Origin of the sequence: Frankia nepalensis (assembly GCF_016786325.1) — a bacterium.
Lineage (GTDB): Bacteria > Actinomycetota > Actinomycetes > Frankiales > Frankiaceae > Pseudofrankia > Pseudofrankia nepalensis.
Window position 1 is genome coordinate 21,304 of the sequence record NZ_JADWYU010000107.1, and the last position, 25,051, is coordinate 46,354.

18 protein-coding genes and 2 tRNA genes are annotated in these 25,051 nt (G+C 72.7%); 11 read left to right on the forward strand and 9 right to left on the reverse strand.

The window, feature by feature from the left end; all coding sequences use genetic code 11:
* Window positions 1-130: 130 nt before the first annotated feature.
* The 8 genes from I6A81_RS13290 to I6A81_RS13325 form a co-directional block, all read right to left on the reverse strand.
* Complete coding sequence (locus I6A81_RS13290) at window positions 131-1,162, reverse strand: rod shape-determining protein (protein ID WP_203001959.1); 1,032 nt, start codon at window positions 1,160-1,162, stop codon at window positions 131-133.
* Window positions 1,163-2,004: 842 nt separating this feature from the next.
* Complete coding sequence (gene ndk / locus I6A81_RS13295; protein WP_203001958.1) at window positions 2,005-2,418, reverse strand: nucleoside-diphosphate kinase; 414 nt, start codon at window positions 2,416-2,418, stop codon at window positions 2,005-2,007.
* 316 nt (window positions 2,419-2,734) lie between these two features.
* The gene (locus I6A81_RS13300; RefSeq protein WP_307874642.1) at window positions 2,735-4,096 is read right to left on the reverse strand and encodes a bifunctional folylpolyglutamate synthase/dihydrofolate synthase; all 1,362 of its coding nucleotides are present in this window, start codon (window positions 4,094-4,096) and stop codon (window positions 2,735-2,737) included.
* A 371-nt stretch (window positions 4,097-4,467) separates the two neighbouring features.
* Window positions 4,468-5,760: an ATP-dependent Clp protease ATP-binding subunit ClpX gene (clpX, locus tag I6A81_RS13305; RefSeq protein WP_203001957.1), complete on the reverse strand. Its 1,293-nt coding sequence runs from the start codon at window positions 5,758-5,760 to the stop codon at window positions 4,468-4,470.
* 388 nt (window positions 5,761-6,148) lie between these two features.
* Entirely contained in the window at window positions 6,149-6,781 is a 633-nt protein-coding gene (locus tag I6A81_RS13310) for an ATP-dependent Clp protease proteolytic subunit (protein ID WP_203001956.1), read from the reverse strand.
* 59 nt (window positions 6,782-6,840) lie between these two features.
* Window positions 6,841-7,482, reverse strand: a complete 642-nt coding sequence (locus tag I6A81_RS13315; protein ID WP_203001955.1) for an ATP-dependent Clp protease proteolytic subunit — start codon at window positions 7,480-7,482, stop codon at window positions 6,841-6,843.
* 419 nt (window positions 7,483-7,901) lie between these two features.
* A complete protein-coding gene (gene tig, locus I6A81_RS13320) occupies window positions 7,902-9,302 on the reverse strand; it encodes a trigger factor (RefSeq protein ID WP_203001954.1) in 1,401 nt (466 codons plus the stop codon).
* A gap of 292 nt (window positions 9,303-9,594) precedes the next feature.
* Window positions 9,595-9,667: transfer RNA gene (locus I6A81_RS13325), tRNA-Pro, on the reverse strand.
* A 147-nt stretch (window positions 9,668-9,814) separates the two neighbouring features.
* On the opposite strand from I6A81_RS13325, the gene I6A81_RS13330 reads away from it, so the two are divergent.
* The 8 genes from I6A81_RS13330 (at window position 9,815) to I6A81_RS13365 (ending at window position 20,998) form a co-directional block, all read left to right on the forward strand.
* Window positions 9,815-9,885 (forward strand) — tRNA-Gly (locus tag I6A81_RS13330).
* A 393-nt stretch (window positions 9,886-10,278) separates the two neighbouring features.
* Window positions 10,279-11,055: a 4'-phosphopantetheinyl transferase family protein gene (locus tag I6A81_RS13335; RefSeq protein WP_203001953.1), complete on the forward strand. Its 777-nt coding sequence runs from the start codon at window positions 10,279-10,281 to the stop codon at window positions 11,053-11,055.
* On the forward strand, window positions 11,052-12,926 hold the full coding sequence (locus I6A81_RS13340; protein WP_203001952.1) for a class I SAM-dependent methyltransferase: 1,875 nt from the start codon (window positions 11,052-11,054) through the stop codon (window positions 12,924-12,926). Before I6A81_RS13335 ends, I6A81_RS13340 begins: the two co-directional genes overlap by 4 nt.
* 25 nt (window positions 12,927-12,951) lie before the next feature.
* Window positions 12,952-14,859 (forward strand): class I SAM-dependent methyltransferase, encoded by a 1,908-nt coding sequence (locus tag I6A81_RS13345; protein WP_203001951.1) that lies wholly within the window; start codon window positions 12,952-12,954, stop codon window positions 14,857-14,859.
* A gap of 34 nt (window positions 14,860-14,893) precedes the next feature.
* Window positions 14,894-16,882 carry a class I SAM-dependent methyltransferase gene (locus tag I6A81_RS13350; RefSeq protein WP_203001950.1) on the forward strand — a complete coding sequence of 663 codons (1,989 nt, stop codon included), beginning with the start codon at window positions 14,894-14,896 and terminating at the stop codon, window positions 16,880-16,882.
* A gap of 81 nt (window positions 16,883-16,963) precedes the next feature.
* Window positions 16,964-17,203 (forward strand): hypothetical protein, encoded by a 240-nt coding sequence (locus tag I6A81_RS13355; protein WP_203001949.1) that lies wholly within the window; start codon window positions 16,964-16,966, stop codon window positions 17,201-17,203.
* Between the two features lie 156 nt (window positions 17,204-17,359).
* Window positions 17,360-19,981 carry a Tex family protein gene (locus I6A81_RS13360; RefSeq protein WP_203001948.1) on the forward strand — a complete coding sequence of 874 codons (2,622 nt, stop codon included), beginning with the start codon at window positions 17,360-17,362 and terminating at the stop codon, window positions 19,979-19,981.
* Window positions 19,982-20,155: 174 nt separating this feature from the next.
* The gene (locus I6A81_RS13365; protein WP_307874643.1) at window positions 20,156-20,998 is read left to right on the forward strand and encodes a L,D-transpeptidase; all 843 of its coding nucleotides are present in this window, start codon (window positions 20,156-20,158) and stop codon (window positions 20,996-20,998) included.
* A 135-nt stretch (window positions 20,999-21,133) separates the two neighbouring features.
* Here I6A81_RS13365 and I6A81_RS13370 read toward each other — a convergent pair whose 3' ends face one another.
* Window positions 21,134-21,337 carry a hypothetical protein gene (locus tag I6A81_RS13370; protein WP_203001947.1) on the reverse strand — a complete coding sequence of 68 codons (204 nt, stop codon included), beginning with the start codon at window positions 21,335-21,337 and terminating at the stop codon, window positions 21,134-21,136.
* 200 nt (window positions 21,338-21,537) lie between these two features.
* Here I6A81_RS13370 and I6A81_RS13375 point away from each other — a divergent pair, with 200 nt between their 5' ends.
* From I6A81_RS13375 to I6A81_RS13385, 3 genes are all read left to right on the forward strand, one after another.
* Window positions 21,538-22,341: a neutral zinc metallopeptidase gene (locus I6A81_RS13375; RefSeq protein WP_203010194.1), complete on the forward strand. Its 804-nt coding sequence runs from the start codon at window positions 21,538-21,540 to the stop codon at window positions 22,339-22,341.
* A gap of 183 nt (window positions 22,342-22,524) precedes the next feature.
* Window positions 22,525-23,448: a beta/alpha barrel domain-containing protein gene (locus I6A81_RS13380; protein ID WP_203001945.1), complete on the forward strand. Its 924-nt coding sequence runs from the start codon at window positions 22,525-22,527 to the stop codon at window positions 23,446-23,448.
* 37 nt (window positions 23,449-23,485) lie between these two features.
* Window positions 23,486-24,910, forward strand: coding sequence for a VWA domain-containing protein (locus I6A81_RS13385; protein WP_203001944.1), 1,425 nt, complete (start codon window positions 23,486-23,488; stop codon window positions 24,908-24,910).
* The last annotated feature ends 141 nt before the right edge of the window (window positions 24,911-25,051 follow it).

Consider the following 25,051-nt stretch of genomic DNA (forward strand, 5'->3'; position numbering starts at 1 on the left):
CCGTCCGCCGGCACGGACGAACCAGCCCGCGCGCGGGTTCCCGGCCCCGCGTAATTTCGGCGAAACGTTGTCCGGCCGGCGCGACCGCGGTCGCCAGACCCGCGGGCGCCCAACCGCGCGCGGAGGAGCGCTACCTGCGGGGCTCGGAGATGAGGACCTGCTGGAGGGCCTCGAACTCCTCGACGCACTTGCCGGAGCCCATCGCGACCGAGTGCAGTGGGTTGTCGGCGATGTGGATCGGCATGCCGGTCTCGTTGCGCAGCCGTTCGTCCAGGCCGCGCAGCAGCGCGCCGCCGCCGGTGAGCACGATGCCGCGGTCCATGATGTCGCCGGCGAGTTCCGGCGGGCACCGGTCCAGGGTGACCTTGACGGCGTCGATCACCGCGTTCACCGGTTCCTCGATCGCCTTGCGGATCTCCTCGGCGGTGACGACGATCGTCTTCGGCAGGCCAGTCACCAGGTCGCGCCCACGGATCTCCGCGCTCGGCTCGTCGGGCATCTTGTAGGCCGAGCCGATCGCCATCTTGATCTCCTCGGCGGTGCGCTCGCCGAGCATCAGCGAGTACTCCTTCTTGACGTAGGAGATGATCGCCGAGTCCAGCTCGTCGCCGGCGATCCGGATCGACTGGCTGGTGACGATGCCGCCGAGCGAGATCACCGCGACCTCGGTGGTGCCACCGCCGATGTCGACCACCATGTTGCCGGTCGGCTCGTGCACCGGCAGGCCGGCGCCGATCGCGGCCGCCATCGGCTCCTCGATGATGTAGACCCGGCGGGCGCCGGCCTCATAACCGGCGTCCTTCACGGCGCGCTGCTCGACACCGGTGATGCCGCTCGGCACGCACACCACCAGCCGCGGCTTGGCGAAGTGCCGGCGCCGATGCACCTTCTGGATGAAGTACCGCAGCATCCGCTCGGTCGTCTCGAAGTCGGCGATCACGCCGTCCTTGAGCGGCCGGACCGCGACGACGTTGCCGGGCGTCCGGCCGATCATGCGCTTGGCGTCGGTCCCGACCGCGAGGATGCCCGTGGTGGTGGTGTTGATCGCGACGACGCTCGGCTCGTTGAGCACGATGCCACGACCGCGCACGTAGACGAGCGTGTTGGCGGTGCCGAGATCGACGGCCATGTCGCGGCCTAGGAACGACAGGGAACTGGACATCGTCGGGCCGACCTTCCCGGAGATGCGGTCCTGGGGCGTCACCGGACCGGTCCGGTGACGCCGGACCCGCCGAGCTGGCCCCTGGACGTCGAACACGATCAGGGTTCTTCGAGGCTCAGGGTATGCGGACGGTTATGTCGCGATCCCCATCAGGGCGGTCATGACCGTCATCGTTGTTGATCCTCATGGCGGACGTCGTGTTCCTCACCGACTACGCATGGCCCGGTACCGGGGATGCGTGCACGCGGGCGGACCACGCGGACGTCATGCGGAGGGACTGAGTGTGCGGGGAGTGCGGGAGCGGTGCGGACATTGCGGGGGTGTGGAGCAGGCGGGGCGTGTCGCGACGTTCCTCGGTGGTTCCTGGCGGCCGGGGGTCCGGCGCCCCGTCCCGCTGTCCAGCAAGAGCCACTGTCCAGCGGAGACCAGGTCCCACTGTCCGGCGAGGTCCCACTGTCCGGCGGGGACAAAGAAAGCCTAGACCGCGCCACCGACAGCCCGCCGCCCCGGCGGAACCGTGTCACCCGGGGTGCCGACCGGTCATCCCGCCCGGCCGCGCCCCAGCCGGTCCTTCCGGCGGTCAGCGGGACGACCTTCGCGAGGCGACACGCATCGCGCCCGCCGGCGCGGGCCGAGCCTGCCCGTAGCCGGCCAGACCGCCCCGCCCGCCTGAGCGGAGAGCCACGCCGGCCGGGCCCACCGGCTCACCCACCGGGTGGGAGCCCGCGCGGCGGCGGCCCCGCCGACAACGAACAGGCGGGCCCTCCTGGAGCAGGAGGGCCCGCCTGTCAGTCGCGTGGTCGGGGCCCCGTGGCCGTAGCCGTGGTCGGGGCCCCGGCGGCTCAGCCGAGGCCGGGGAAGAACAGGTCGATCTCCCGCTTGGCCGACTCGGGCGAGTCCGAGCCGTGAACCAGGTTCTCGCCGATCTCGAGCGCGAAGTCACCGCGGATCGAGCCGGGGACGGCCTTCACCGGGTCGGTGACGCCCATCAGGCCGCGCACGCCCTCGATCGCGCGCGGGCCCTCGACGACCAGCGCGACCAGCGGCCCGGAGGTGATGAACTCGACCAGCTCGCCGAAGAACGGCTTGCTCGCGTGCTCGCCGTAGTGGGTCTCGGCGACCGACTTCTCCAGCGTGCGCAGCTCGAGGGCCACCAGGGCGAGGCCCTTGCCCTCGAGGCGGCTGACGATCTCGCCGACGAGGCCGCGGCGGACACCGTCGGGCTTGACCAGGACGAGGGTGCGCTCAGCGGACACCGGACTCCTTTGTTCGTGTCGTCGGGGCGCGCGGCGCCCCGACATGTCAGGCGCTTCGCGCCCGAGCGGGCCTGGCCAGGGTGCCACCCACGGCGGGGTTCCCCTGTCCCAGGTCGGGGCGATGGTTGGCTGGGCCGACGAGGCGCGGAACACCGCACCGGCCCACACTGCTGACCGGGTCGGCATAACCCACAGTGCTGGACGCCAACTTACTCTGTTCGCGAGACCCAGCGGCCGGGGCGCCCGTGCCAGAACGCCGGTACCAGGGCGCCCGTGCCAGAACGCCGGTACCAGGGCGCCCGTGCCAGCGCGCGGCTCAGCGCGCCAGCAGGCGGCGGGCCTCGCCGACGATGGTCAGCGAGCCGGCGACGATGACACCGCCGCCGCCGAGTTCGGCGTCCTCCTCCACCAGCCGCACGGCCGCGTCGATCGCGTCGTCCAGCCGGGGCGCGACCTCGACCCGGTCGGCGCCGAACACCTCGACGGCGACCGCGGCCAGCTCGTCGGCGGGCCACGCCCGCGGCGAGCTGCTCTGCGTGATGACGACCGAGTGCAGCACCGGCTCCAGGACGCTGAGCATGCCGTGCGCGTCCTTGTCGGACAACAGGCCGACCACGCCGACGAGCACGTCGAACGCGAAGCTGTCGGTGAGCGCCTCGGCCAGGGCCTGCGCGCCGGCGACGTTGTGCGCGCCGTCGAGCACGATCGTCGGCGAGCGGCGCACCACCTCGAGCCGGCCCGGCGAGCTCACCGCGGCGAAGCCGGCGCGCACCGCCTCGACGTCCAGCAGCTCGGCGCCGCCACCCAGGAACGCCTCGACGGCGGCCAGCGCGCACGCGGCGTTGTGCGCCTGGTGCTCCCCGTGCAGCGGCAGAAAGATCTCGTCGTAGACGCCGCCCAGGCCACGCAGGGTCAGCATCTGCCCGCCCACGGCCACGTTCCGCCGCGCGACCCCGAACTCCAGGCCCTCGCGGGCCAGCGTCGTGCCCAGCTCGGCAGCCCGGTCCGCCAGCACCCGGGCCACGCCGAGCGGCTGCGCGCCGAGCACCGCGAGGGACGCAGGGCGCAGGATCCCCGCTTTCTCGGCCGCGATCTCCTCGGCGGTATCGCCGAGCTCCCGGTGGTCGAGCGCGATCGGCGTGACCACCTGCACCACACCGTCGACGACGTTGGTCGCGTCCCACGCGCCGCCCATGCCGACCTCGACCACGGCCACGTCGACCGGGGCGTCGGCGAACGCGGAGAACGCCATGGCGGTCAGCAGTTCGAAGAAGGTGACCCGCTCGGGGTGCCGGCCATCGATGATCTCGACGTAGGGCAGCACGTCGTCGAAGGCGCGGGCGAACACCTCGGCGCTCGCCGGTTGGCCGTCGAGACTGATCCGCTCGGTCACGCTCTCCAGATGCGGCGACGTGTAGCGCCCGGGGCGCAGCCCGAAGGCGCGCAGCACCGAGTCGATCATCCGAGCGGTGGACGTCTTGCCGTTCGTGCCCGTCAGGTGCACCACGGGGAACGACCGCTCGGGGTGGCCGAGCAGATCGACCAGATCACGCATCCGCTCCAGGTCGGGGATCATCCGGTGCGGGAAGCGCCCGGCCAGCGCCTTCTCGACCCGCGCCAGCTCGTCCCCGTCGGCCGCCGCCTGGTCCGGCCCGCCCGCTCGCCCGTTGTCCGTCACGCCCGAAGGTTATCCGCCAGCCGGACCCTTACCCTCGTCCCGACCACCCGGTAAAAGAGCGGATGGTCGGCTCCGGGACCCGGATCGTCGGCACGAACACTCGTAGACACCCTTCCCCTGAGTCTGGGCAGAGCCAGTGCTCGACGTCCCGTGGCCCGCGCACTCAAGGTGTACAAGGAGGTCCTTGGTGATCAGCACAGCCCAAGCCCGATACGGCGCAGCGGAAGCGCGCGCCGACGGGGGGTGTCGGGGGGCGAAGCCCCCTGACATTGGGGGTTCCAGGGGGTCATCCCCCTGGGCAGACATGCGTGGTGCGGCCTACCGGGAAGCTGACCGAAGGTCAGCGAACAGCGTCGGCCCACCCCGCCGCATCACGCGGACTTCTCCTGGCGGGTGTTGCGCTTCTGCGCCGCGATGTCGCGGGGCACCAGCGTGGGGTTCACGTGCTCGAGCACGACCTCGCGGGTGACGACGACGCGGGCGACGTCCTTGCGGCTCGGGATGTCGTACATCACCGACATCAGCACCTCCTCCATGATCGCGCGCAGGCCGCGCGCGCCGGTGCCGCGCAGGATCGCCTGGTCGGCGATGGCCTCCAGCGCGTCGGAGGTGAAGTCGAGGTCGACGTTGTCCAGCTCGAAAAGCCGCTTGTACTGCCGGACGAGCGCGTTCTTCGGCTCGGTCAGAATCCGGATCAGCGCCTCGCGGTCGAGATTCTGCACGCTGGTGATGATCGGTAGCCGGCCGATGAACTCGGGGATCATCCCGTACTTCAGCAGGTCCTCCGGCATGACGTCGCCGAAGATGTCAGACGAGTCCGGATCGTCCTTGCCGTGCAGTACCGCGCGGAATCCGAGGGACTTCTTCCCGATCCGGGACTCGATGATCCGGTCCAGCCCCGCGAACGCGCCGCCGACGATGAACAGCACGTTCGTGGTGTCGATCTGGATGAACTCCTGGTGGGGATGCTTGCGCCCGCCCTGCGGCGGCACGCTCGCCGTGGTGCCCTCCAGGATCTTCAGCAGCGCCTGTTGCACGCCCTCGCCGGAGACGTCCCGGGTGATGCTGGGGTTCTCCGACTTCCGGGCGATCTTGTCGACCTCGTCGATGTAGATGATCCCGGTTTCGGCCTTCTTGACGTCGTAGTCGGCCGCCTGGATCAGCTTGAGCAGGATGTTCTCGACGTCCTCGCCCACGTAGCCGGCCTCGGTGAGCGCGGTGGCGTCGGCGATCGCGAACGGGACGTTGAGCATCCGGGCGAGGGTCTGCGCGAGCAGGGTCTTGCCGCAGCCCGTCGGGCCCAGCAGCAGGATGTTGCTCTTGGCGAGCTCGACCTCGCCCTTGGCCGCGTCCCCCTGGGCCGAGCCACCCGCCTGGATCCGCTTGTAGTGGTTGTAGACCGCCACTGACAGCGTCTTCTTCGCGGTCTCCTGGCCAACCACGTAGCCGTCCAGGAACTCGTAGATCTCCCGCGGCTTGGGCAGCTCATCCCACTTGAGCTCGGAGGACTCGGAGAGCTCCTCCTCGATGATCTCGTTACAGAGATCGATGCACTCGTCGCAGATGTAGACGCCGGGTCCGGCGATGAGCTTCTTCACCTGCTTCTGCGACTTCCCACAGAACGAGCACTTCAGCAGGTCGCCGCCATCACCGATGCGTGCCACCGAGGACTCAGTCCCTTCGTCCAGACGATGGGGTCGCCTGCGGGTCGGGGGCGGCTGTGACCGCCCGGTCGTCGCGTGTCGAGCGAGGCCTTCGCATTCTTGTGCGCCCTTCACGGCCGGCTCAAGGGCCAACACGCCAGCCGCTTCGGTCGATGTCGTTCCGCTGTGTCCGCCTCCGGCCGCCGTGTGCCCCGGACGTCGCGGCGCGACGCCCAGGGCCCCGTCGGCCCGCTGGCAGCTTCGGGCGGGACCGCCGCCGGGCAACCGCTTCCCGCGCCGGGCCTGCCCGACCTCGTACCGTCCCCCGTGGGGACGTTACCCCGGCCGGGCGCCCGGTGAGAGCCCTATCGCGCGGCTCATTCCGGTCAGCGTACGGCCGACCGGACCGTCAGCGTGCGGCCGACAGGCGGGACGTCTTGCGAGTCTTGATCACTTCGTCGATGAGGCCGTACTCCTTGGCCTCGTCGGCGGAGAGAATCTTGTCCCGCTCGATGTCCCGGCGGATCTCCTCTTCCGACTTACCGGTGTGGTCGGCGAGCATCCTCTCCAGCAGCGAGCGCATCCGAAGAATCTCGCGTGCCTGGATCTCGATGTCGCTCGACTGGCCCTCACCGGAGCCGGACGGCTGGTGGATGAGGATCCGGCTGTTCTGCAGCGCGAACCGCTTGCCCGGGGTGCCGGCGGCCAGCAGCACGGCCGCGGCCGAGGCGGCCTGGCCCATGCAGATGGTCTGGATGTCGGGCCGGACGAACTGCATCGTGTCGTAGATCGCTGTCAGCGACGTGAACGACCCACCGGGCGAGTTGATGTAGATGGAGATGTCGCGATCCGGATCCTCGGACTCCAGGAACAGCAGCTGCGCCATGACGTCGTTCGCCGACACGTCGTCGATCTGGACGCCGAGGAAGACGATCCGTTCCTTGAGCAGCTTGGAGTACGGGTCCATGCCGTACTCACCGCGCGACGTCTTCTCGATGATGTTCGGCAGCACGTAGCGGCCGGTGTGCTCGTAATGGGACATGATCGTGGCCTCCGAAGGACGGTATGCCGGGCCGGAAGAGCTGGGGCGCAGCGAGAAACTCAGCTGTTCGCGTCGGTGGGCACCTGGCGGGCGCGCTGGACGACGTGATCGACGAAGCCGTAGTCCTTCGCCTCCTCGGCGGTGAACCAACGGTCCCGGTCCGAGTCCCGCTCGATCTGGTCGATCGGCTGGCCCGTGTGGAAGGCAATCCGCTCCTGCATCATCCGCTTGGTGTAGAGCATCTGCTCGGCCTGGATGGCGATGTCGGACGCCGTGCCGCCGATCCCACCCGACGGCTGGTGCATCATGATCCGCGCGTGCGGCAGCGAGTAACGCTTGCCCGACGCGCCCGCGCACAGCAGGAACTGGCCCATCGACGCCGCCAGGCCCAGCGACACCGTCGCCACGTCGTTCTCGACGAACTGCATGGTGTCGTAGATCGCCATCCCGGCGCTGACCGAGCCGCCCGGCGAGTTGATGTACAGCCAGATGTCCCGGTTCGGGTCCTCGGCGTTGAGCAGCAGCAGCTGCGCGCAGATCTGGTTCGCGATGTTGTCCTCGACCACCGAGCCGAGGAAGATGATCCGCTCCCGCAGCAGGCGGTTGTAGACCTGATCGTCGAACCCCGGGCCGCCCTGGCTCGGCGACCGGAGGCTCGGGCCACCCGGCACGGCCAGACTCGGCACTGCGAACTCACTCACGGTCGGCTCCTCGGCTTCCCGGCCAGGCTTCCTGGCTGGCATGGCGACTTGTTCCCCTGATGCGACCCGCGGGGCTACAGCTTGACCGGCTCGACACTATCTGTGACCCGGGCGAGTTCCGGCCCATCCGGCCCGATGTTCGCGCTAGGCAGAGGGGCGGTCCGCCGCCACGGGCGCCGAGCGCCCGGTGACGGCTCCACCGGGCGAATGCTCAGCGCCCGCCCAATTCCGGACACAGAATGAGCCGGGAAACCGGGCCAAAACCAGGCCATGGTCACCACGGCGGCCAGGTCACCGCGACAGCCGCGGACATGCCTCGGCCCCCGCGGCACAGGTCCGCGGGGGCCGGTTGGGCGTTGCCAGGTCAGCCGCGAAGGCCAGACCTCCGGCGCCCGCGTCCGCGGGTCGCCGAGGAACCACTAGTGGTCGTGATCGTGACCCTCGTGGTCATGGTCATGGTCATGATCGTGGTCATGATCGTCGACGTCCACCGGCTCCGGGCTCTCCGGCAGCGCGAGCTCGATGGGGTTGTCCTCGCCGTCGACGACCGTCGCGGCGCGCAGCAGGTGCAGCAGCGCCTTGTTGCGCATGATGTCGGCCATCAGCGCGGTCAGGCCCGCGCCGTTGCCTCCCGCCAGCTGTTGCGCGTACTGCTCCGGCGCGACTCCGGACCGCTGGGCGAGCAGCACGATCTGCTCCATCAGCTCACCCTGGTCGATCCCGATCGACTCGGCACGCACCACCGCGTCCAGGACGAACTGAGACTTGATCGCCTTCGTCGCCGAGTCGCGCACCTGCGCGTCGAACTCGTCGGGCTCCTGCTCCAGCGTCTTGAGGTAGGTCTCGCGGTCCACGCCGAACCGCTCCAGGTCGTGGCCCAGCCGATGCTCACGGGCCTCGATCTCGGACTCGAGCACGGAGTCCGGCACCGGGACGTCAACGGCCTCGAGCAGCTGCTCCAGCAGCCGCTCGCGCGCCTGGTTGACCTGCTCGAACTTGCGGCTGTTCTCAAGACGCTCGCGCAGGTCGGCACGCAGCTCGTCGAGCGTGTCGAACTCGCTGGCGGTCGTGGCGAAGTCGTCGTCGAGCGCCGGGAGTTCCTTCTCCTTGACGCCGCTGACCACCGCGGTGACCTGGGCGGTCTGGCCCTTCTGGTCGCCAGCCAGCAGCTCGGTGTCGAACGTCCGGCTCTCGCCCTCGCTCGCGCCGATGATCGCGTCATCGATGCCGTCGATCAGGTTGCCGCTGCCGACCTCGTAGGACAGCCCGGTCGCGGTGGCATCCTCCACCGGCTCGCCGTCGACCACGGCCGACAGGTCCAGCGACACGTAGTCACCCGAAGCCACCGGCCGTTCCACCGGGGTGAGCACCGCGAACCGCTCGCGCATCGAGGTGAGCTGGGTCTCGATCTGCTCGTCGGTGACCTCGACCGCGTCGACCGTGACCTTGAGACTGTCCGTGGCCGGCAGCGTCAGTTCCGGCCGGACGTCCACCTCGGCGGTGAACACGATCGGGTTGCCCTCGGTGAACTCGGTGACGTCCACCTCGGGCCGCGACAGGACGTCGACGTCCTCGGCCTCGACAGCCTCCGAGTAGAAGCGCGGAAGCGCCTCCTGCAGCGCCTCGTCGAGGATCACCTCGCGCCCCAGGCGCTGGTCCAGGATCCGCGGTGGCACCTTGCCCGGACGGAATCCGGACACCCGGACCTGCTTGGACAGCTTCTTGTACGTGGCGTCCAGGGAAGGCTTCAGGTCGTCGAAGGGCACCTCGACGGTGAGTTTGACCCTGGTCGGGCTAAGTGTCTCCTTGGTGGCCTTCACGGCGCGGATGTCTCCTGGTACGACGTCGGACGGGGGGACGCGCCGAGATTACCGCCGCGCGACGGCCCCGGACCGCTCCGCGGCCGAGCGAGGCTCGACGCCGGGGTTCCGGGGCCACCACGCGCAGGTCGACTCCCAGCTACCCCTCGGGTCGAGCGAACTCGACGTCGGGGGGTCCGGGAGTCGGGGTCCCGGGGATCCGCGCCAGCGGACCTCCGGGAGCCGCCCCCCAGGCAGTATCGCGGCCCGCCCGGAAGCTGCCCTAGGGCGGCGAACAAGCCGGGCCGGCACGTCGGGGCGGGGAGACTCGAACTCCCGATCTCCTGCACCCAAAGCAGGCGCGCTAGCCACTACGCTACGCCCCGAGGCGTTGCCCACCCATCCTACGGGGTAAGCTCGCCACGATCACCCCGCGGGTCCAGGGACCTGGGCAGACCAGCCGGCCACCAGCTCCCGGCCGACCCGTGAGGCGTCCGTGCCCCCGCTGACGCGGTAGGCTCGGTCAGATCAATGCGGGTGTAGCTCAATGGCAGAGCCCCAGCCTTCCAAGCTGGCCATGCCGGTTCGATCCCGGTCACCCGCTCGCACAGGCCAGGCACCCAGCCGCTCATTTCTGGATGCAGCGGCAATTACCCATCGATTTCCCACCTCTCGGCCAGCTGGCGCGGGAGAAGGTCGCGCGCCGCCGTCACGGACGGTGGCGACTCAGCCGTCCGCGATGGCCACTGCCTGTCCCGCGTAGCGCCGGGACCGTCGCGCCTCGGCCCCTCGCCGGTTTCGCTCCGCCTGGAAGATGCTGGTCGTTTCGGGCCTCAGCGCCCGCGCGCGACTCCCTCGATCTTGTGTCGCCACGCCCGATCCAGGTAGCAGATCATCACCGGAAGCGATCGTGGGGCCCTGACGCGGACCACGGGAACGGCATTCCGGGTACGCCCGGGTCGGAGGGCCCATGGGCGGCGATGCGAAGCTTGGCTCCATGGCGGAGCTAAGGGCGGGGGTGGAGGCAGGGCTGCTCGGCTCGGTGGTGCCGGCGGCCGCGGTCGCGGTGGAGACGTTCACGGACGACCTCGAGGCCGTGCTCTTCCCGGCCGAGGAGGCGCTGCTCGCGCGGGCCGTCGAGAAACGGCGACGGGAGTTCACCACCGGGCGGGTGTGCGCGCGCCGGGCGCTCACGCGCCTTGGCGTCGCGCCGGGGCCGCTGCTGCCTGGACCCCAGCGGGAGCCACTGTGGCCGGCGGGGATCGTCGGCAGCATCACCCACACCGACGGCTACCGGGCCGCCGTCGTCGCCTGGGACCGTGACCTGGTCTCCGTCGGGATCGACGCCGAGCCCAACGGTCCGACCCCGGAAGGGGTGTTCGAGCGAGTCTCGCTGCCGTCCGAGCGGGCGTGGGCGGACGCGGCGGCCCGGCGCGCGCCGGAGGTCCACTGGGACAGGCTGCTGTTCTGCGCCAAGGAGTCCGTCTACAAGACGTGGTTCCCGCTCGCCCGGCGCTGGCTCGGCTTCGAGGAGGCCGAGATCACCCTCACCGACGACGGCACCGCCGGCGCGCCGGGCACCACCGCCGGCGTGCCGGGCACCTCGGCGGACGCCGCCCGGGCAGGCACCGCCCGGACGGGCGGCTTTTCCGCCCGGCTGCTGGTACCCGGACCGACGCTGCCCGACGGGACCCGGCTGACGACACTCGCCGGCCGGTTCGTCGTCGACCGAGGGCTGATCGTCACCGCGATCACGCTCGGGGAGGCGGCATGAGCGCGCGGCGCTGGCTGCCGGCGGCCGTGTGCGCCGGCGTCGCGCTGAACACCGCCCGGCTGCGCCGCCGCCTCGCGGCCCTGCCCGTCGCCCAGCCCTCCGACGACCGGGTCCATCACACCCACGTCTTCCTGCTCGCCGACGGCGTGCGCCTCGACGACGCCCAGCAGCGCGCCGCCAGCGCCCACGCCCGCCGCCACGGTCTCGACGTCCTGGACCTCGTCCCCGCCGAGCTCACCGCCGACCGCCTGCTCGACCTGGCCCGGATGGTCGACACGACCACCTACCAGGCCGACCGGCTCGCCTGGGGCCGCGGCGCCTTCCAGGCCCTGCTGATCGACCGGGACGTGCTGACCCGCGCCGGCCTGCATCCCAAGGACGTCAACGAGGTCGACCTGGTCGCCATCACCGAGACCCTCAAGCGGTACGCGCCGGTGACGACCGGCCTCGCGGTGCTGCCCGGGCTGCGCGCGGCGCCGCGGACGGGCGCGACCCGGCTCGCGGTCCAGCGGGCGGCGTACCGGTGGAACCCGCTGGGCCCGCTCGGCCCGACGCTGCGGGACGCGCTGCTGCTCGCCGGGTCGAGCGCCGCCCCGCGCTGGGCGCTGGCCGCCACCGCGCTGTCGGCCGCGCAGCCCGCCGTCGTCGGCGCGGGCCGGGTCCGGCTTGCTCCCGCCGACCTCGTCCGCGCCCCGCTGACCCGCCGCCGGGGTGCGGCCGAGCTGCTCGCGGACCTGACCGGCCGGGCCCGGTCGGCCCCGAAGGACCCGGCCGGCACGGGCGGCCGGCTGGCCCGCTGGTGGGTGGCGCCGCCGCGGGCGTTCACCCCCGACGACGCGGAGCACGCCGCCGAGATTCGGGCCGGCTACCGGGCAGACCTGGCCGGCGGCGTCGAGCGCTTTCTGGAGGCGGAGCGGTCCAGCTGCCCGTGGTGCGGCGGCACGCGCCTGCGCAAAGTGATCACCGGGTTCGACGCGACCCAGGCGAAGCCGGGCCGGTTCCGCTACGACCGGTGCGCCGACTGCCGGCACGTGTTCCAGAACCCCCGGCTGACCCTCGAAGGACTCGACTTCTACTACCGCGACTTCTACGACGGCCTCGGCGGCGAGCTCGCGGAGCTGATCGCCGGCGCTGGCGCCGGGCCGTACCTCGCCCGCGCTCGGGCGGTGCCGCCCACCCCCAACCGCTGGCTCGACGTCGGCGCCGGCCTCGGCCACTTCTGCCTCATCGCCCGCGACACCTGGCCCACCACCACCTTCGACGGCCTCGACCTCGGCGACGGCATCCACGAAGCAGCCCGCCGCGGCTGGATCAACACCGCCCACCACGGCCAGTTCCCCGACCTCGCCGAAACATTCGCCGGCCACTACGACGTCATCAGCATGTTCCACTACCTCGAACACACCCGCGACCCACGCACCGAACTCGACGCCGCCAAAACCGCCCTCACCCCCGGCGGCCACCTCCTCATCGAAGTCCCCAACCCCGACAGCCCCGCCATGCGCATCTACGGACCGCTGTCGCCGGGCTGGATGGTGCCGCAGCACCAGCACCTGCTACCGGCGGACAACCTGGTCGCGGCGCTGACCGAACGCGGCTTCACCATCGAGAACCTCGAATTCGGCGACACGCACATGGGCGGCGACGGGATGTACGCCTGGTGGGCGCTGGCCCAGCGGCTCGCCCCCTCCCCGGGCCTCCCCTGGCGCGACGACCCGTATCCGAGCCTGGCCCGGGCCAAACGGGCGGCGACGCTGGCGGCGCTCGGGCCGCTGTTCCCGCTTCTCGTCGCCGCGGAGGCCGCGAGCAAGCCGTATCTGACGCGTGGCACCCGTGCCAACGCCTACCGAATCCTCGCCCGGGTCCCGTGAACCCGACTCTCGCCCGGGAGGCCTCGTGAACCGCTGGCACTGGCTGTCGGCCGCCGTGTGCGCCGGGGTCGGGCTGAACACCGCCCGGCTGCGCCGCCGGCTCGCCGCCGTGGCGGTCATCGAGCCGTCCGACGCCCCGGTCCACCACTCCCACGTCTTCCTGTTCGCCGACGGCGTGCGCCTCGACGAGGCCCAGCAGCGCGCCGCCAGCGCCCACGCCCGCCGCCACGGCCTCGACGTCCTGGATATTGTCCCCGCCGAGCTCACCGCCGACCGCCTGCTCGACCTGGCCCGCCTGGTCGACGCCACCACCTACCAACAGGCCCGGTTGGCCCCCGGCCGTGGCGCCTACCAGGCGCTGCTCATCGACCGCGACGTGCTCACCCGCGCCGGCCTGCGGCTGAAGGACGTCACGGAAGTCGACCTGGTGACGGTCACCGCCACACTGAAGCGGTACGCGCCGGTGACGACCGGGCTCGCGGTGCTGCCCGGGCTGCGGGCCGCGCCCCGGACCGGCGCGCGGCGGCTCGCCGTGCGGCACGAGGCCTACCGCTGGGACCCCGCTGCCCCGCTGGGCCCGCTGCTGCGTGACCTCGCGCTCGCCCGCGGGCTCGCCGCCGCGCCTGGCTGGACGCTCGCGGCGGGCGCGGTCAGCTGGCTGCAGCCAGCCGTCGTCGCGGCGGGCGGGCCGATCCGGCTGCGCCCGGCCGAGGCGCTGGCCTCGCCACTGACCCGGCGGCGCGCGGCCGCCGAGTTCGTCGCCGACCTCGCCGGCCGCGGGCGGCGGCCGTCCGACGGCCCGGCGCTCGACCTCGCCGCCGCGGACGGCGGCCCTGCCCAGCCCGCGCGGTGGCGGTTCTCGTTACCGCGGGCGTTTCCCACCGAGGACGAGGCACGCGCCGCCGAGCTGCGGGCGGCCTACACGGCCGAGCTCACCGACGGCGTCGAGCGGTTCCTGGAGAAACCGCGGGTCACCTGCCCATGGTGCGGGGGCGGCCGGCTGCGCAAGGTGATCGACGGCTTCGACGCGACCCAGGCCAAACCGGGCCGGTTCCGCTACGGCCGGTGCGCCGACTGCCGGCACGTGTTCCTGAACCCGCGGCTGACCCCTGATGGTCTCGACTTCTACTACCGCGACTTCTACGACGGCCTCGGTGCTCCGATCATGGAGGTGATCGCCGAGGCCAGCCGTGACCGCTATCTTTCCCGGGCACGCTCGGTGCCGGCGACCTCCGCGACCCCGACGAGGTGGCTCGACGTCGGCGCGGGCATGGGCCACTTCTGCCTGATGGCGCGCTCCGTCTGGCCCGACACCGCCTTCCACGGCCTCGACCTGGGCGACGCCCTCGAGGAGGGGACCCGGCGCGGCTGGCTCGACCACGCCTACCGGGGCCAGTTCCCCGAGCTCGCGGGGTCGTTCGCCGGCCGCTACGACGTGGTCAGCATGTTCCACTATCTGGAGCACACCCTCGACCCGCGCGCCGAGCTCGCCGCCGCGGCCACGGCGCTGCGCCCCGGCGGCCGCCTGCTCATCGAGGTCCCCAACCCGGACAGTCTCTCGGCGCGCGTCTACGGGCCGTTGTGGTCGGGCTGGCTCGCGCCGCAGCACCTGAACCTGGTGCCCGCCGACAACCTCGTCACGGCGCTGACCGAGCACGGCTTCACCGTCGAGAACGTCGACTTCGGCGAGACGCACCTGGACGGCGACGGGATGTTCGCCTGGTGGGCGCTGTGCCAGCGGCTTGCCCCGTCGGCCGGCCTGCCATGGCGCTCGGGCACGCATCCGGGCACGGGCCGGGCCCGGCGCGCGGCGACGCTCGCCGCGCTCGCGCCGCTGTATCCGGCGTTCGTCGCCGCGGACGCGGCCGCCCGCCCCTATCTGACGAGCGGTCGGCGGGCGAACGCCTACCGCGTCCTGGCCCAATTGTCATGACGGGCGCTCGGAGCGCGAGCTGGCCGGAGGTGCCGTGAACGGCAGGTACTGGTTGTCGGTGGCCGTGTGCGCCGGGGTCGGGCTGAACTCCGCCCGGCTGCGCCGCCGGCTGGCCGCGCTTCCCGTCATCGAGGCGTCCGACGACCGGCCGCACCACTCCCACGTGTTCCTGCTCGCCGACGGCGTGCGCCTCGACGAGGCCCAGCAGCGCGCCGCCAGCGCGCACGCGCTGCGCCACGGTCTGCATGTCCTCGACCTGGTGCCGGCCGAGTTCACCCCCGACCGGCTGCTGGACCTGGCCCGCCTCGTCAACACCGGCAGCTACCAGGCAGACCGGTTGGCCCCCGGCCGGGGCGCCTACCAGGCGCTGCTCATCGACCGCGACGTGCTCACCCGCGCCGGCCTGCACCTGAAGGACGTCACCGAGACGGACCTGGTCACCGCGCTGGAGACCCTCAAGCGGTACGCGCCGGTGACGACCGGCCTCGCCGTGCTCCCCGGGCTGCGCGCGGCGACCAGGACGGGCGCCGCGCGGTTCAGCGTGCGCCGGGCCGCCTACAGCTGGGAGCCGACGAGCCTGGCCGCGCCGCTGGTCCGCGACGCGCTGCTCGTCGCCGGGGCGACGGCGGCCCCGGGTTGGGCGCTGTCCGCCGCGGCGCTGTCCGCCCTGCAGCCGGCCGTCGTCGCGGCCGGTGGCCCGGTGCGGCTTCGCCCGCGCGATCTGCTGGCCGCGCCGCTCGCGCGCCGCCGTGGCGCCGCCGAGCTGCTCGCCGACCTCGTCGGCGCGACGCCCGCCGGACGGCGCTCCCTCACCGGCCGGCAATCCCCCGCCGGACGGCACTCCCTCGCCGGGCGGCGCGCTCCAGCCGACAGGCGTCCTCCAGCCGACAGGCACTCCCCGGCCGACAAGCGCTCCCCGGCCGCCGCCGAAGCGGACGGACTGGCGCGCTGGAAGATCACCCTGCCGCGGCAGTACGCCGCCGCCGACGCCGAGCAGGCCGCCGAGGTCCGCGCGGACTACCGGGCCGAGCTCGCGGCGGGCGTCGCGCGGTTCTTCGAGCCGCGCCGGGACACCTGCCCCTGGTGCGGGAGCGACCGGCCGCGCCGGTTCCTCGTCGGCGCCGACGCCATGCAGGCGAAGCCGGGCCGGTTCCGCTACGACCGGTGCGCCGACTGCCGGCACGTGTTCCAGAACCCCCGGCTGACCCTCGAAGGACTCGACTTCTACTACCGCGACTTCTACGACGGCCTCGGCGGCGAGCTCGCGGAGCTGATCGCCGGCGCTGGCGCCGGGCCGTACCTCGCCCGCGCTCGGGCGGTGCCGCCCACCCCCAACCGCTGGCTCGACGTCGGCGCCGGCCTCGGCCACTTCTGCCTCATCGCCCGCGACACCTGGCCCACCACCACCTTCGACGGCCTCGACCTCGGCGACGGCATCCACGAAGCAGCCCGCCGCGGCTGGATCAACACCGCCCACCACGGCCAGTTCCCCGACCTCGCCGAAACATTCGCCGGCCACTACGACGTCATCAGCATGTTCCACTACCTCGAACACACCCGCGACCCACGCACCGAACTCGACGCCGCCAAAACCGCCCTCACCCCCGGCGGCCACCTCCTCATCGAAGTCCCCAACCCCGACAGCCCCGCCATGCGCATCTACGGACCGCTCGCGTCCGGAATGCTGATTCCCCAGCATCTGAACCTGCTACCGGCGGACAACCTGGTCGCGGCGCTGACCGAACGCGGCTTCACCATCGAGAACCTCGAATTCGGCGAGACCCACATCTCCGGGGACGCGCCGATGGCCTGGTGGGGCCTGTGCCAGCGGCTCGCCCCCTCCCCCGGCCTCCCCTGGCGCGACGACCCGCGCCCCGCCTGGAGCCGGGCCAGGCGGGCGGCGACGCTGGCGGCGCTCGGGCCACTGCTGCCCGCCGCGGCGCTCGCGGAGGCGGCGACCCGCCCCTACCTGACCCGCGGCACCCGCGCCAACGCCTACCGGGTCCTCGCCCGGCTCGGCTAGCCCACCCCCCACCCCACGACTACTCTCCGTAGCCGACAGCTCCCGGAGACGGCGGGAGCCGGCGGCGAAGGGAGCGCGGCGATGGCCGTGTGCGAGGTCTGCAGCAACGACTACGCGATGAGCTTCGAGGTGCACGCCCAGGGCGCCGTGCACGTGTTCGACAGCTTCGAGTGCGCGATCCACGCCATGAGCCCCGTGTGCGAGCACTGCGGGGTGAAGATCAGCGGCCACGGGGTGGAGGCGAGCGGCCGGTTCTTCTGTTGCGCGCACTGCGCCCGCGCCGTCGGGGTCGGTCCCGAACTGGTCCGCGACCACGCCTGAGCGCGGGAGCACGCGCGCGGAGGTCTGGTCCCAGAGCAGCGAGGACGGGGCGGGGCGCGCGGGTGACGAAGCGAAGGGGACGCACTGACCAACGGGGCGTCGCCGCGCCCCCGGTCCACCTCCGGAATAATCGGACGGGACCGGAGGAGATCATCTGTGACGACGACGTCCACCGCGCAGGCCCCCCAGCTGGCGGTCCACAGGTCCATCGAAGCCAGGATCGCCGAGGAGCTCGGGGTACGCGCGACGCAGGTCTCGGCGGCCGTCGAGCTGCTCGACGGCGGCTCGACCGTCCCGTTCATCGCGCGCTACCGCAAGGAGGTGACCGGCACCCTCGACGACGCGCAGCTGCGCACCCTCGAGGAGCGGCTGCGCTACCTGCGTGAGTTGGAGGAGCGCCGGGCGGCGATCCTGGAGTCGATCCGTTCCCAGGGCAAGCTCGACGACGCGCTCGAGGCGCAGATCAACGCGGCCGACTCGAAGGCCCGGCTCGAGGACATCTACCTCCCCTACAAGCCGAAGCGGCGCACCAAGGCGCAGATCGCCCGCGAGGCGGGCCTGGAGCCGCTGGCCGACGCGCTGCTCGCCGACCCGGCGCTCGACCCCGCCGCGACCGCCGCCGGCTACGTCAACCCGGAGGCGGGCGTCGCCGACGCCCCCGCGGCGCTCGACGGGGCCCGCGCGATCCTGGTCGAGCGGTTCGCCGAGGACGCGGACCTGATCGGCGACCTGCGCGAGCGGATGTGGAGCTGCGGCCGGATGGTCTCCAAGGTCCGCGAGGGCAAGGAGGAGGCCGGCGCCAAGTTCGCCGACTACTTCGCCTTCGACGAGCCGTTCACCTCGCTGCCGTCCCACCGGATCCTGGCCCTCTTCCGCGGCGAGAAGGAGGAGGTCCTCGACCTGGACCTCGACCCGGAGCCGGAGGACGCCGATCCGACCGCCCTCGCCGGGCCCTCGGCGTACGAGACCCGGATCGCCGCCCGCTTCGGCGTCGCCGACCAGGGCCGCCCGGCGGACAGGTGGCTCTCCGACACGGTGCGCTGGGCCTGGCGGACCCGCGTCCTGGTGCACCTCGGCATCGACCTGCGGCTGCGGCTGTTCCAGGCGGCCGAGGACGAGGCCGTGCGGGTGTTCGCGGCGAACCTGCGTGACCTGCTGCTGGCCGCGCCGGCCGGCGCCCGCTCGACGATGGGCCTCGACCCCGGCTACCGCACCGGCGTCAAGGTCGCGGTCGTCGACGCCACCGGCAAGGTCGTCGCCACCGACACGATCTACCCGCACGTGCCGGCGCGCCGCTGGGACGAGGCGCTGGCCAAGCTCGGCGCGCTGTGCGCCGCCCACCAGGTCGACCTGATCGCGATCGGCAACGGCACCGCGTCGCGCGAGACCGACAAGCTCGCCGAGGAGCTGGTGCGCAGGGCGCCGGAGCTGAAGCTCACCAAGATCGTGGTCTCCGAGGCCGGGGCGTCGGTCTACTCCGCGTCCGCCTACGCGTCCCGGGAACTGCCGGGGATGGACGTGTCGCTGCGCGGCGCGGTCTCGATCGCGCGCCGGCTGCAGGACCCGCTGGCCGAGCTGGTCAAGATCGACCCGAAGTCGATCGGTGTCGGCCAGTACCAGCACGACGTGAGCGAGCTGAAGCTGTCGCGCTCGCTCGACGCCGTGGTCGAGGACTGCGTGAACGCCGTCGGCGTGGACGTGAACACCGCCTCGGCGCCGCTGCTGACCAGGGTGTCCGGGATCGGCGCCACGCTCGCCGAGAACATCGTCGCGCACCGGGACGCCACCGGGCCGTTCCGGACCAGGGCGGCGCTGCGCGAGGTGCCGCGGCTGGGCCCGAAGGCGTTCGAGCAGTGCGCCGGCTTCCTGCGCATCCCCGGCGGTGACGACCCGCTGGACGCCTCCAGCGTGCATCCCGAGGCCTACCCGGTGGTCCGCCGGATCCTGACCTCGACGAGCACCGACCTGGGCGGGCTGATCGGCAACGCCGGCGTGCTGCGCGCGGTGAAGGCGACGGACTTCGTCGACGAGAAGTTCGGCCTGCCGACGGTGTCCGACATCCTCGCCGAACTGGAGAAGCCGGGCCGGGACCCACGGCCGGCGTTCAAGACCGCCACCTTCGCCGAGGGCGTGCACGAGCTGTCGGACCTGGTCGCCGGAATGGTGCTCGAGGGTGTGGTCACGAACGTCGCCGCGTTCGGCGCCTTCGTCGACGTCGGCGTCCATCAGGACGGGCTGGTGCACGTGTCCGCGATGTCGAAGAACTTCGTGCGCGACCCGCGCGAGGTCGCCAAGCCCGGCGACATCGTCAAGGTGAAGGTGCTCGATGTCGACATCCCGCGCAAGCGGATCTCGTTGACGCTGCGCCTGGACGACGAGTCGACCGCCGGCGCGGCCACCGGCGGTGGCCGGGAGGGCCGTGGCCGACCGGCCGGCCGCGACGGCCGCCAGGACGGCGGCGGGCAGCCGGTCGGACGGGCGAACGGCACCCGCGAGGGCGGCGGCCGAGACGGCGGTGGGCGCGGCGGCGGCCGGGACAGCGGCGGGCGCGGGGGTGACGGACGGCGACGTGACGCCGCGCCAGCGGGAGCTGGAGCGGGCCCCAACAACTCCCGTGGCGGTTCCGGCGACTCCCGTGGCGGTTCCGGTCCGCGCGGCGGCGGACGCGGGCAGCGCGGCGGCGGGCGCGGGGCGCCTCCGCCGACTGGCGCGATCGCCGACGCGCTGCGCCGCGCCGGGCTCGTCGACGAGAACGGCGTTCCCCGCACGGGGCGCTGACGCGGCGGTTCCCACCCGAAGCCCGCGCTCGACACCCTCACCCACTACGCCCAGTAGTCTTCCGGGCGCGACGAGGGGGCGACGGCGGGAGGGCCGGCGGTGCGCGGCGGCGATCAGGAACGTACACGGCACACTCGGCCACGAACGGCGACGATCACGCGGGCCGTCGCCGTCGTGGTCGCCTTCGTCGTCGGATCGCTGGTCGCCGGGCTGCTCGTCCCGGGGTGTGGCGGCAACGAAGAGAAGGCGCCGCCCGCCACACCCCCGAGCGCGCCGCCGTCCCCCGCGGTGACCGCGTCGGCGCCGGGCCCCGGCGCCGACGGCAGGGTCGACCCGGCGAACCTGCCCAAGGGCTGGAGCCTGGTCGCCTGGCCGGCCGACACGAAGGTGGCGGTCTTCGCCGAGGTGTCTCCCGCGCCGCCGGGTGCCGACGGCACCGGGGCGGCCAAGCCCTCGGACGAGCCCCCGCGCGGGCCAGCCGCCGAGCGGCCCACCCGGGTCCTCGACAACCCGAACGCGCAGGGCGCGCCCCTGACGCTGCTGGTCGAGCGTTACCAGCGCGACTGGCTGCGGGTCGCGCTGCCGGTACGGCCGAACGGAACCACCGGCTGGATCCACGCCCGGGACGTCCGGCTCGCGGCGACCCCGTTCGCGGTGACCGTCGACCGGGTCCGCCACGAACTGACCGTCTACCGCGACGGGCGGGTGGCGAAGGTCTATCCGGTCGGCATCGGCACCGGCGCGACGCCGACGCCGAACGGCCGGTTCTACCTGGCCCAACTGCTGCGACCGGGGAACCCGAACGGGCCGTGGGGGCCGTACGCGTTCGGCCTGTCCGGTTTCTCGGACGTCGTCACGAGTTTCAACGGCGGCGAGGGAATCATCGGGCTGCACGGCACGAACCAGCCGGAACGCGTCGGCACCGATGTCAGCATGGGCTGTATTCGGTTGCGCAACGAGGACATCACCGAACTCGCCGACCTTCTGCCGGTCGGCACGCCGGTCACCATCACCTGACCACGCCCAGCACGGCCCCGCCGCGGTCCGCCCGATGACCCGGCGCGAGGTCCGGAGATGCCGGACGAGACCGGAGCCAGCCTGGCGGACGCGCGGCGGGGCCGTGGGGCCGGCCTCGCGGGACTGCCGCGGGGCCTATCTAGCGGTGAGAATGAAGGTGTAGAACAGCGCGACCGGCCAGAGCAGGGTCGCCACGACGGCGGTCAACAGACTGCTCAGGAAATGGTTGTCCCACTGATCCACGTGCCAGTAGCCCTGGCTTATCGTGACGATCAGGCCGACCACCAGATACAAAAGCGTTCCGACCGACGTCCTTGTGTAGGTGCGCACAGCGGCCATCGTTTTACTCCCGAAGAGAGCCGAACCGGAGGTTGGCAGCAAATTACCCGCAATGCGCGGTCTTACACTTCTGAGATCCGAAGAGTCCGGCGTCAACCGGACCCGGCCCGCCTCACCGGTCGGCGCCCTGTCGTGCCGGCGTCTGTCGCCGGCACGACGCGGCCGCGCCCGAGCGGGTCGGCTACCGGTACCGTCGCGGCGTGCGTAGGAGATTGGCGGCAATCGCCGCTATCACGGTTTCGGTGCTGTTCTCGGCGGGAATGCTCGCGGGCTGTGGGCCGGAGGACTTGGACTCGTCCGGCACGACCACGGGCGAGAGTGCCGCTCCCGTGGACCCCGCCTGCGGTGGTTCCGCGGACCAGGACCTGGAGAGCGCGCTCAAGGTCATAACCGGCCCCAACGGCTGCCCGGGCGCCACCAACACCTTCTGGTCGCAGCAGCTCGGTGGCGTCTGGACCGAGCCGCGGATCATCTCCTACCGCGACGGCGAGATCCCGGACAGCGCGTGCGGCACCGAGTCGGACGACCCGAACGACTTCGCGAGCAACGCGTTCTACTGCACCCTCGACGACACCGTCGCGTACAGCGAGGACTTCATGGCTTCGCTGTACGAGCAGGGGGGCGCCACGTACCCGATGTTCGTGCTCATGCACGAGCTGGGCCACCGGGCGTCGACCCTGTCCGGCCAGGAGGGCGTGGTCTCCCGCTCCGAGGAGAACCAGGCCGACTGCCTGGCCGGCGCCCAGGCCAAGTTCACCCACGACGCGGGGCGCCTGCCCGGCGGGGACATCATCAGCGGCTTCGGGCTGTTCATCCAGCTCGGCGACCAGGGCGGCCAGTGGTTCAGCCTCGGCGAGCCGAACGTCGACCCGGACGCGCACGGCAACCCAAGCCAGCGCGCCGCGGCCTTCGGCACCGGCTACCTGCGTGACGTCGACAAGTGCTTCGAGATCGGCCAGTCGGCGGACGGCGGGATCTCGCTGCTCGACACCATCCTGGGCTGATCCGGGTCCTGGGCCGATCCGGGCCCGGCGGGCCTCTTCCCGACGCCGCCACCCCGGCGCACCCCTGACCCAGGCATCCTTCCTTCCGCCACCGGCCTTTCGGTTTCCCACCCCGGTCCACCCGCCAGGCAAGATGGAGTCGCCACCGGCCGAGGGGCCGGCGGCGACGGCGAAAGGGGCGGCATGCCGGCGCTGTGCGGGCTCGACCTGGAGCACCCGGTCATGAACGCCGCGGGGACCTGCAAGTCGCTCGACGACGTCGCCGAGCTCGCCCGCTCCGCGACCGCCGCGGTCGTGGTCGGCTCGATCACCGTCGCGGCGCGCGCCGGCAACGCCGGCGCGACCTACCACTCCGGCGATGGCTACTCGCTGAACGCGCTCGGCCTGCCCAACCGGGGGCTGGGCTACTACCGCGAGCACCTGCCCGAGATGGCCCGCCGCGCGCACGCCGCAGGCAAGCCGCTGGTCCTGTCCGTCGCCGGGTTCTCGGTCGAGGACTACGCGGTGGCCGCGACGGCGGCGGCGCCCACCGGCGTCGACCTGCTCGAGGTCAACCTGGCCTGCCCGAACGTCTGGGACGGGGGCAGCCAGAAGCGGATCGCCTGCTTCGACCTCCGCCAGACCGCGGCGATCTGCGCGGCCGTCGACGACGCGATGCGCGCCATCCCCAGCGCGGTGCCGTACGGGGTGAAGATCTCGCCGTTCTCCGACCCGGAGGCGCTCGCCTCGCTGGCGGAGGTGCTCGGCAAGCTCGCCGCCGGCTCGGAGGACGGGCCGCGCTACGTGTGCACGAGCAACACCTTCCCGAACGCGCTCGCCTTCGACCACGCCGGCCGGGAGGTGATCGGGGCCGGGCTTGCCGGGCTCGCCGGGCCGGCGCTGCGCCCGGTCGCCCTCGGCCAGGTGCGCCAGCTGCGCCGCCTGCTGCCGGACACGGTCGACATCGTCGGCGCCGGCGGCGTGACGACCGGGCGGGACGTCGCGGACTTCCTGCGGGCCGGCGCGACCGCCGTCCAGGTGTCCACCGCCTACTGGAACCGGGGCGAGGACCCGGCCGTCTTCGGCGAGATCGCCGCCGACTGGGCGGAGCACTGCAGCGATGCCTAGGAACGTCAGCGATGGCTAGGAAGCGATACTGGGCCGCGTGGAGCTGACAAAGGGCGCGAACGCCGCGCTTGACGCCGGAGATGTCGAGATCACGGTGAGCTGGCGGGCCACCGCCGGATCGGCGGATCTGGGGCCCTCGCTCGACGTCTGCGCGCTGCGGCTCGGCGCCGACGGCAAGGTCCGCGAGGACGCCGACCTGGTGTTCTTCAACGCGCCGAGCAGCCCCGACGGGTCGGTCCGCCACATCGGGCGCACGCCGGACGGCGCGGGCGAGGTGGTCACCGTCGACACCACCCGCCAACCAGCCGACGTGGCGTCGATCGTCGTCACCGCGACCATCGACGTCGTCACTCCGCACCTGACGTTCGGCGGGCTGGCCGTGTCCGCCCGGGTGGCCGACCTCGCCACCGGCGCCGAGCTCGCCCGCTTCACCCCGCCGCCGCTGGGCCCGGAGAAGGCGCTCGTCGTCGTCGAGCTCTACCGGCGGGGCGGCTCGTGGAAGATCCGCGCGGTCGGCCAGGGCTACGCCTCCGGGCTCGCGGGCCTCGCGACCGACTATGGGGTCGACGTCTCCGCCGACGAGGACGTCTCCGCGCCCGCCGCGCCCCTCGCCCCCACGGCCCCCGCGGCCCCCACGGCCGCCGTCCCGGCCGCGGCGGCGGCCTCCGCGGCCGACCTGCCGTCGACAGGAGACCCCCGCGTCGACATGCGCAAGCGGCTCGACCTGCGCAAGAAGACCGTCCAGGCCGTGCTGACCAAGCAGGGCATCCCCGGCCGCCAGGCCCGGGTCGCGCTGGCGCTGGACGCGAGCGGTTCGATGCGGGCGCTCTACCGGGCGGGCACCGTGGCCCGGGTGGTCGAGCGGGTGGCGGCCGTCGCCGCGACCATGGACGACGACGGGACGCTGGAGGTCTGGTCCTACGCGACCGAACCGGTCGCGCTGCCGCCGCTGCGGGTCGACTTCCTGGCCGACTGGATCCCGCTGTACGTCCGGATGCGCAAGGCCACGACCGGCCAGGGCGGCGCGGACGCGACGCTCGCCCGGGAGCGGGCGGCGCGGGCGGCCGGCTGGCCCATCCCGAACTGGGACGCCATCGGCGGGCAGAACGAGGAACCGAAGGTGATGGCGCTCATCCTCGAGCACTATGAGCGGTTGCCGTCGCCGCCGCCCACGCTCGTCCTGGTACTCACCGACGGCGGCCTCTACCGCGACAAGCAGATCGCCGAACTGCTGCGGCGGACCGCGAAACTGCCGATCTTCTGGCAGTTCGTCGGAATCGGGCGGGCGCGCTACGGAATCCTCGAGAAGCTGGACACGCTGGCGGGCCGGGTCGTCGACAACGCGGGCTTCTTCGCCGTCGACGACCTCGACGCGATTGACGACGAGACGCTCTATCAGCGGATTCTCGGCGAGTTTCCCGCCTGGCTGCGCGCCGCCCGCGCCGCCGGAATCCCGCTCTGACGGAGTCGCGCGCCCGGGCCCGCCGACGGGCCGGAGGGCGGGCTGGCACCGGCCGGACGGGCTGGCACCGGACACGCCGACGGGGGCCCCCGCGGGGGGGGGCGGCGCCGGGGGGGGGGGGGGGGGGGGGGCGGGGGGGGG

Coding starts and splice junctions, on each gene's coding strand:
- I6A81_RS13290 (WP_203001959.1), bottom strand. CDS start 1,162: ATGTCCAGTTCCCTGTCGTTCCTAGGCCGCGACATGGCCGTCGATCTC.
- I6A81_RS13310 (WP_203001956.1), bottom strand. CDS start 6,781: ATGTCCCATTACGAGCACACCGGCCGCTACGTGCTGCCGAACATCATC.
- I6A81_RS13335 (WP_203001953.1), top strand. CDS start 10,279: ATGGCGGAGCTAAGGGCGGGGGTGGAGGCAGGGCTGCTCGGCTCGGTG.
- I6A81_RS13340 (WP_203001952.1), top strand. CDS start 11,052: ATGAGCGCGCGGCGCTGGCTGCCGGCGGCCGTGTGCGCCGGCGTCGCG.
- I6A81_RS13355 (WP_203001949.1), top strand. CDS start 16,964: ATGGCCGTGTGCGAGGTCTGCAGCAACGACTACGCGATGAGCTTCGAG.
- I6A81_RS13370 (WP_203001947.1), bottom strand. CDS start 21,337: ATGGCCGCTGTGCGCACCTACACAAGGACGTCGGTCGGAACGCTTTTG.
- I6A81_RS13380 (WP_203001945.1), top strand. CDS start 22,525: ATGCCGGCGCTGTGCGGGCTCGACCTGGAGCACCCGGTCATGAACGCC.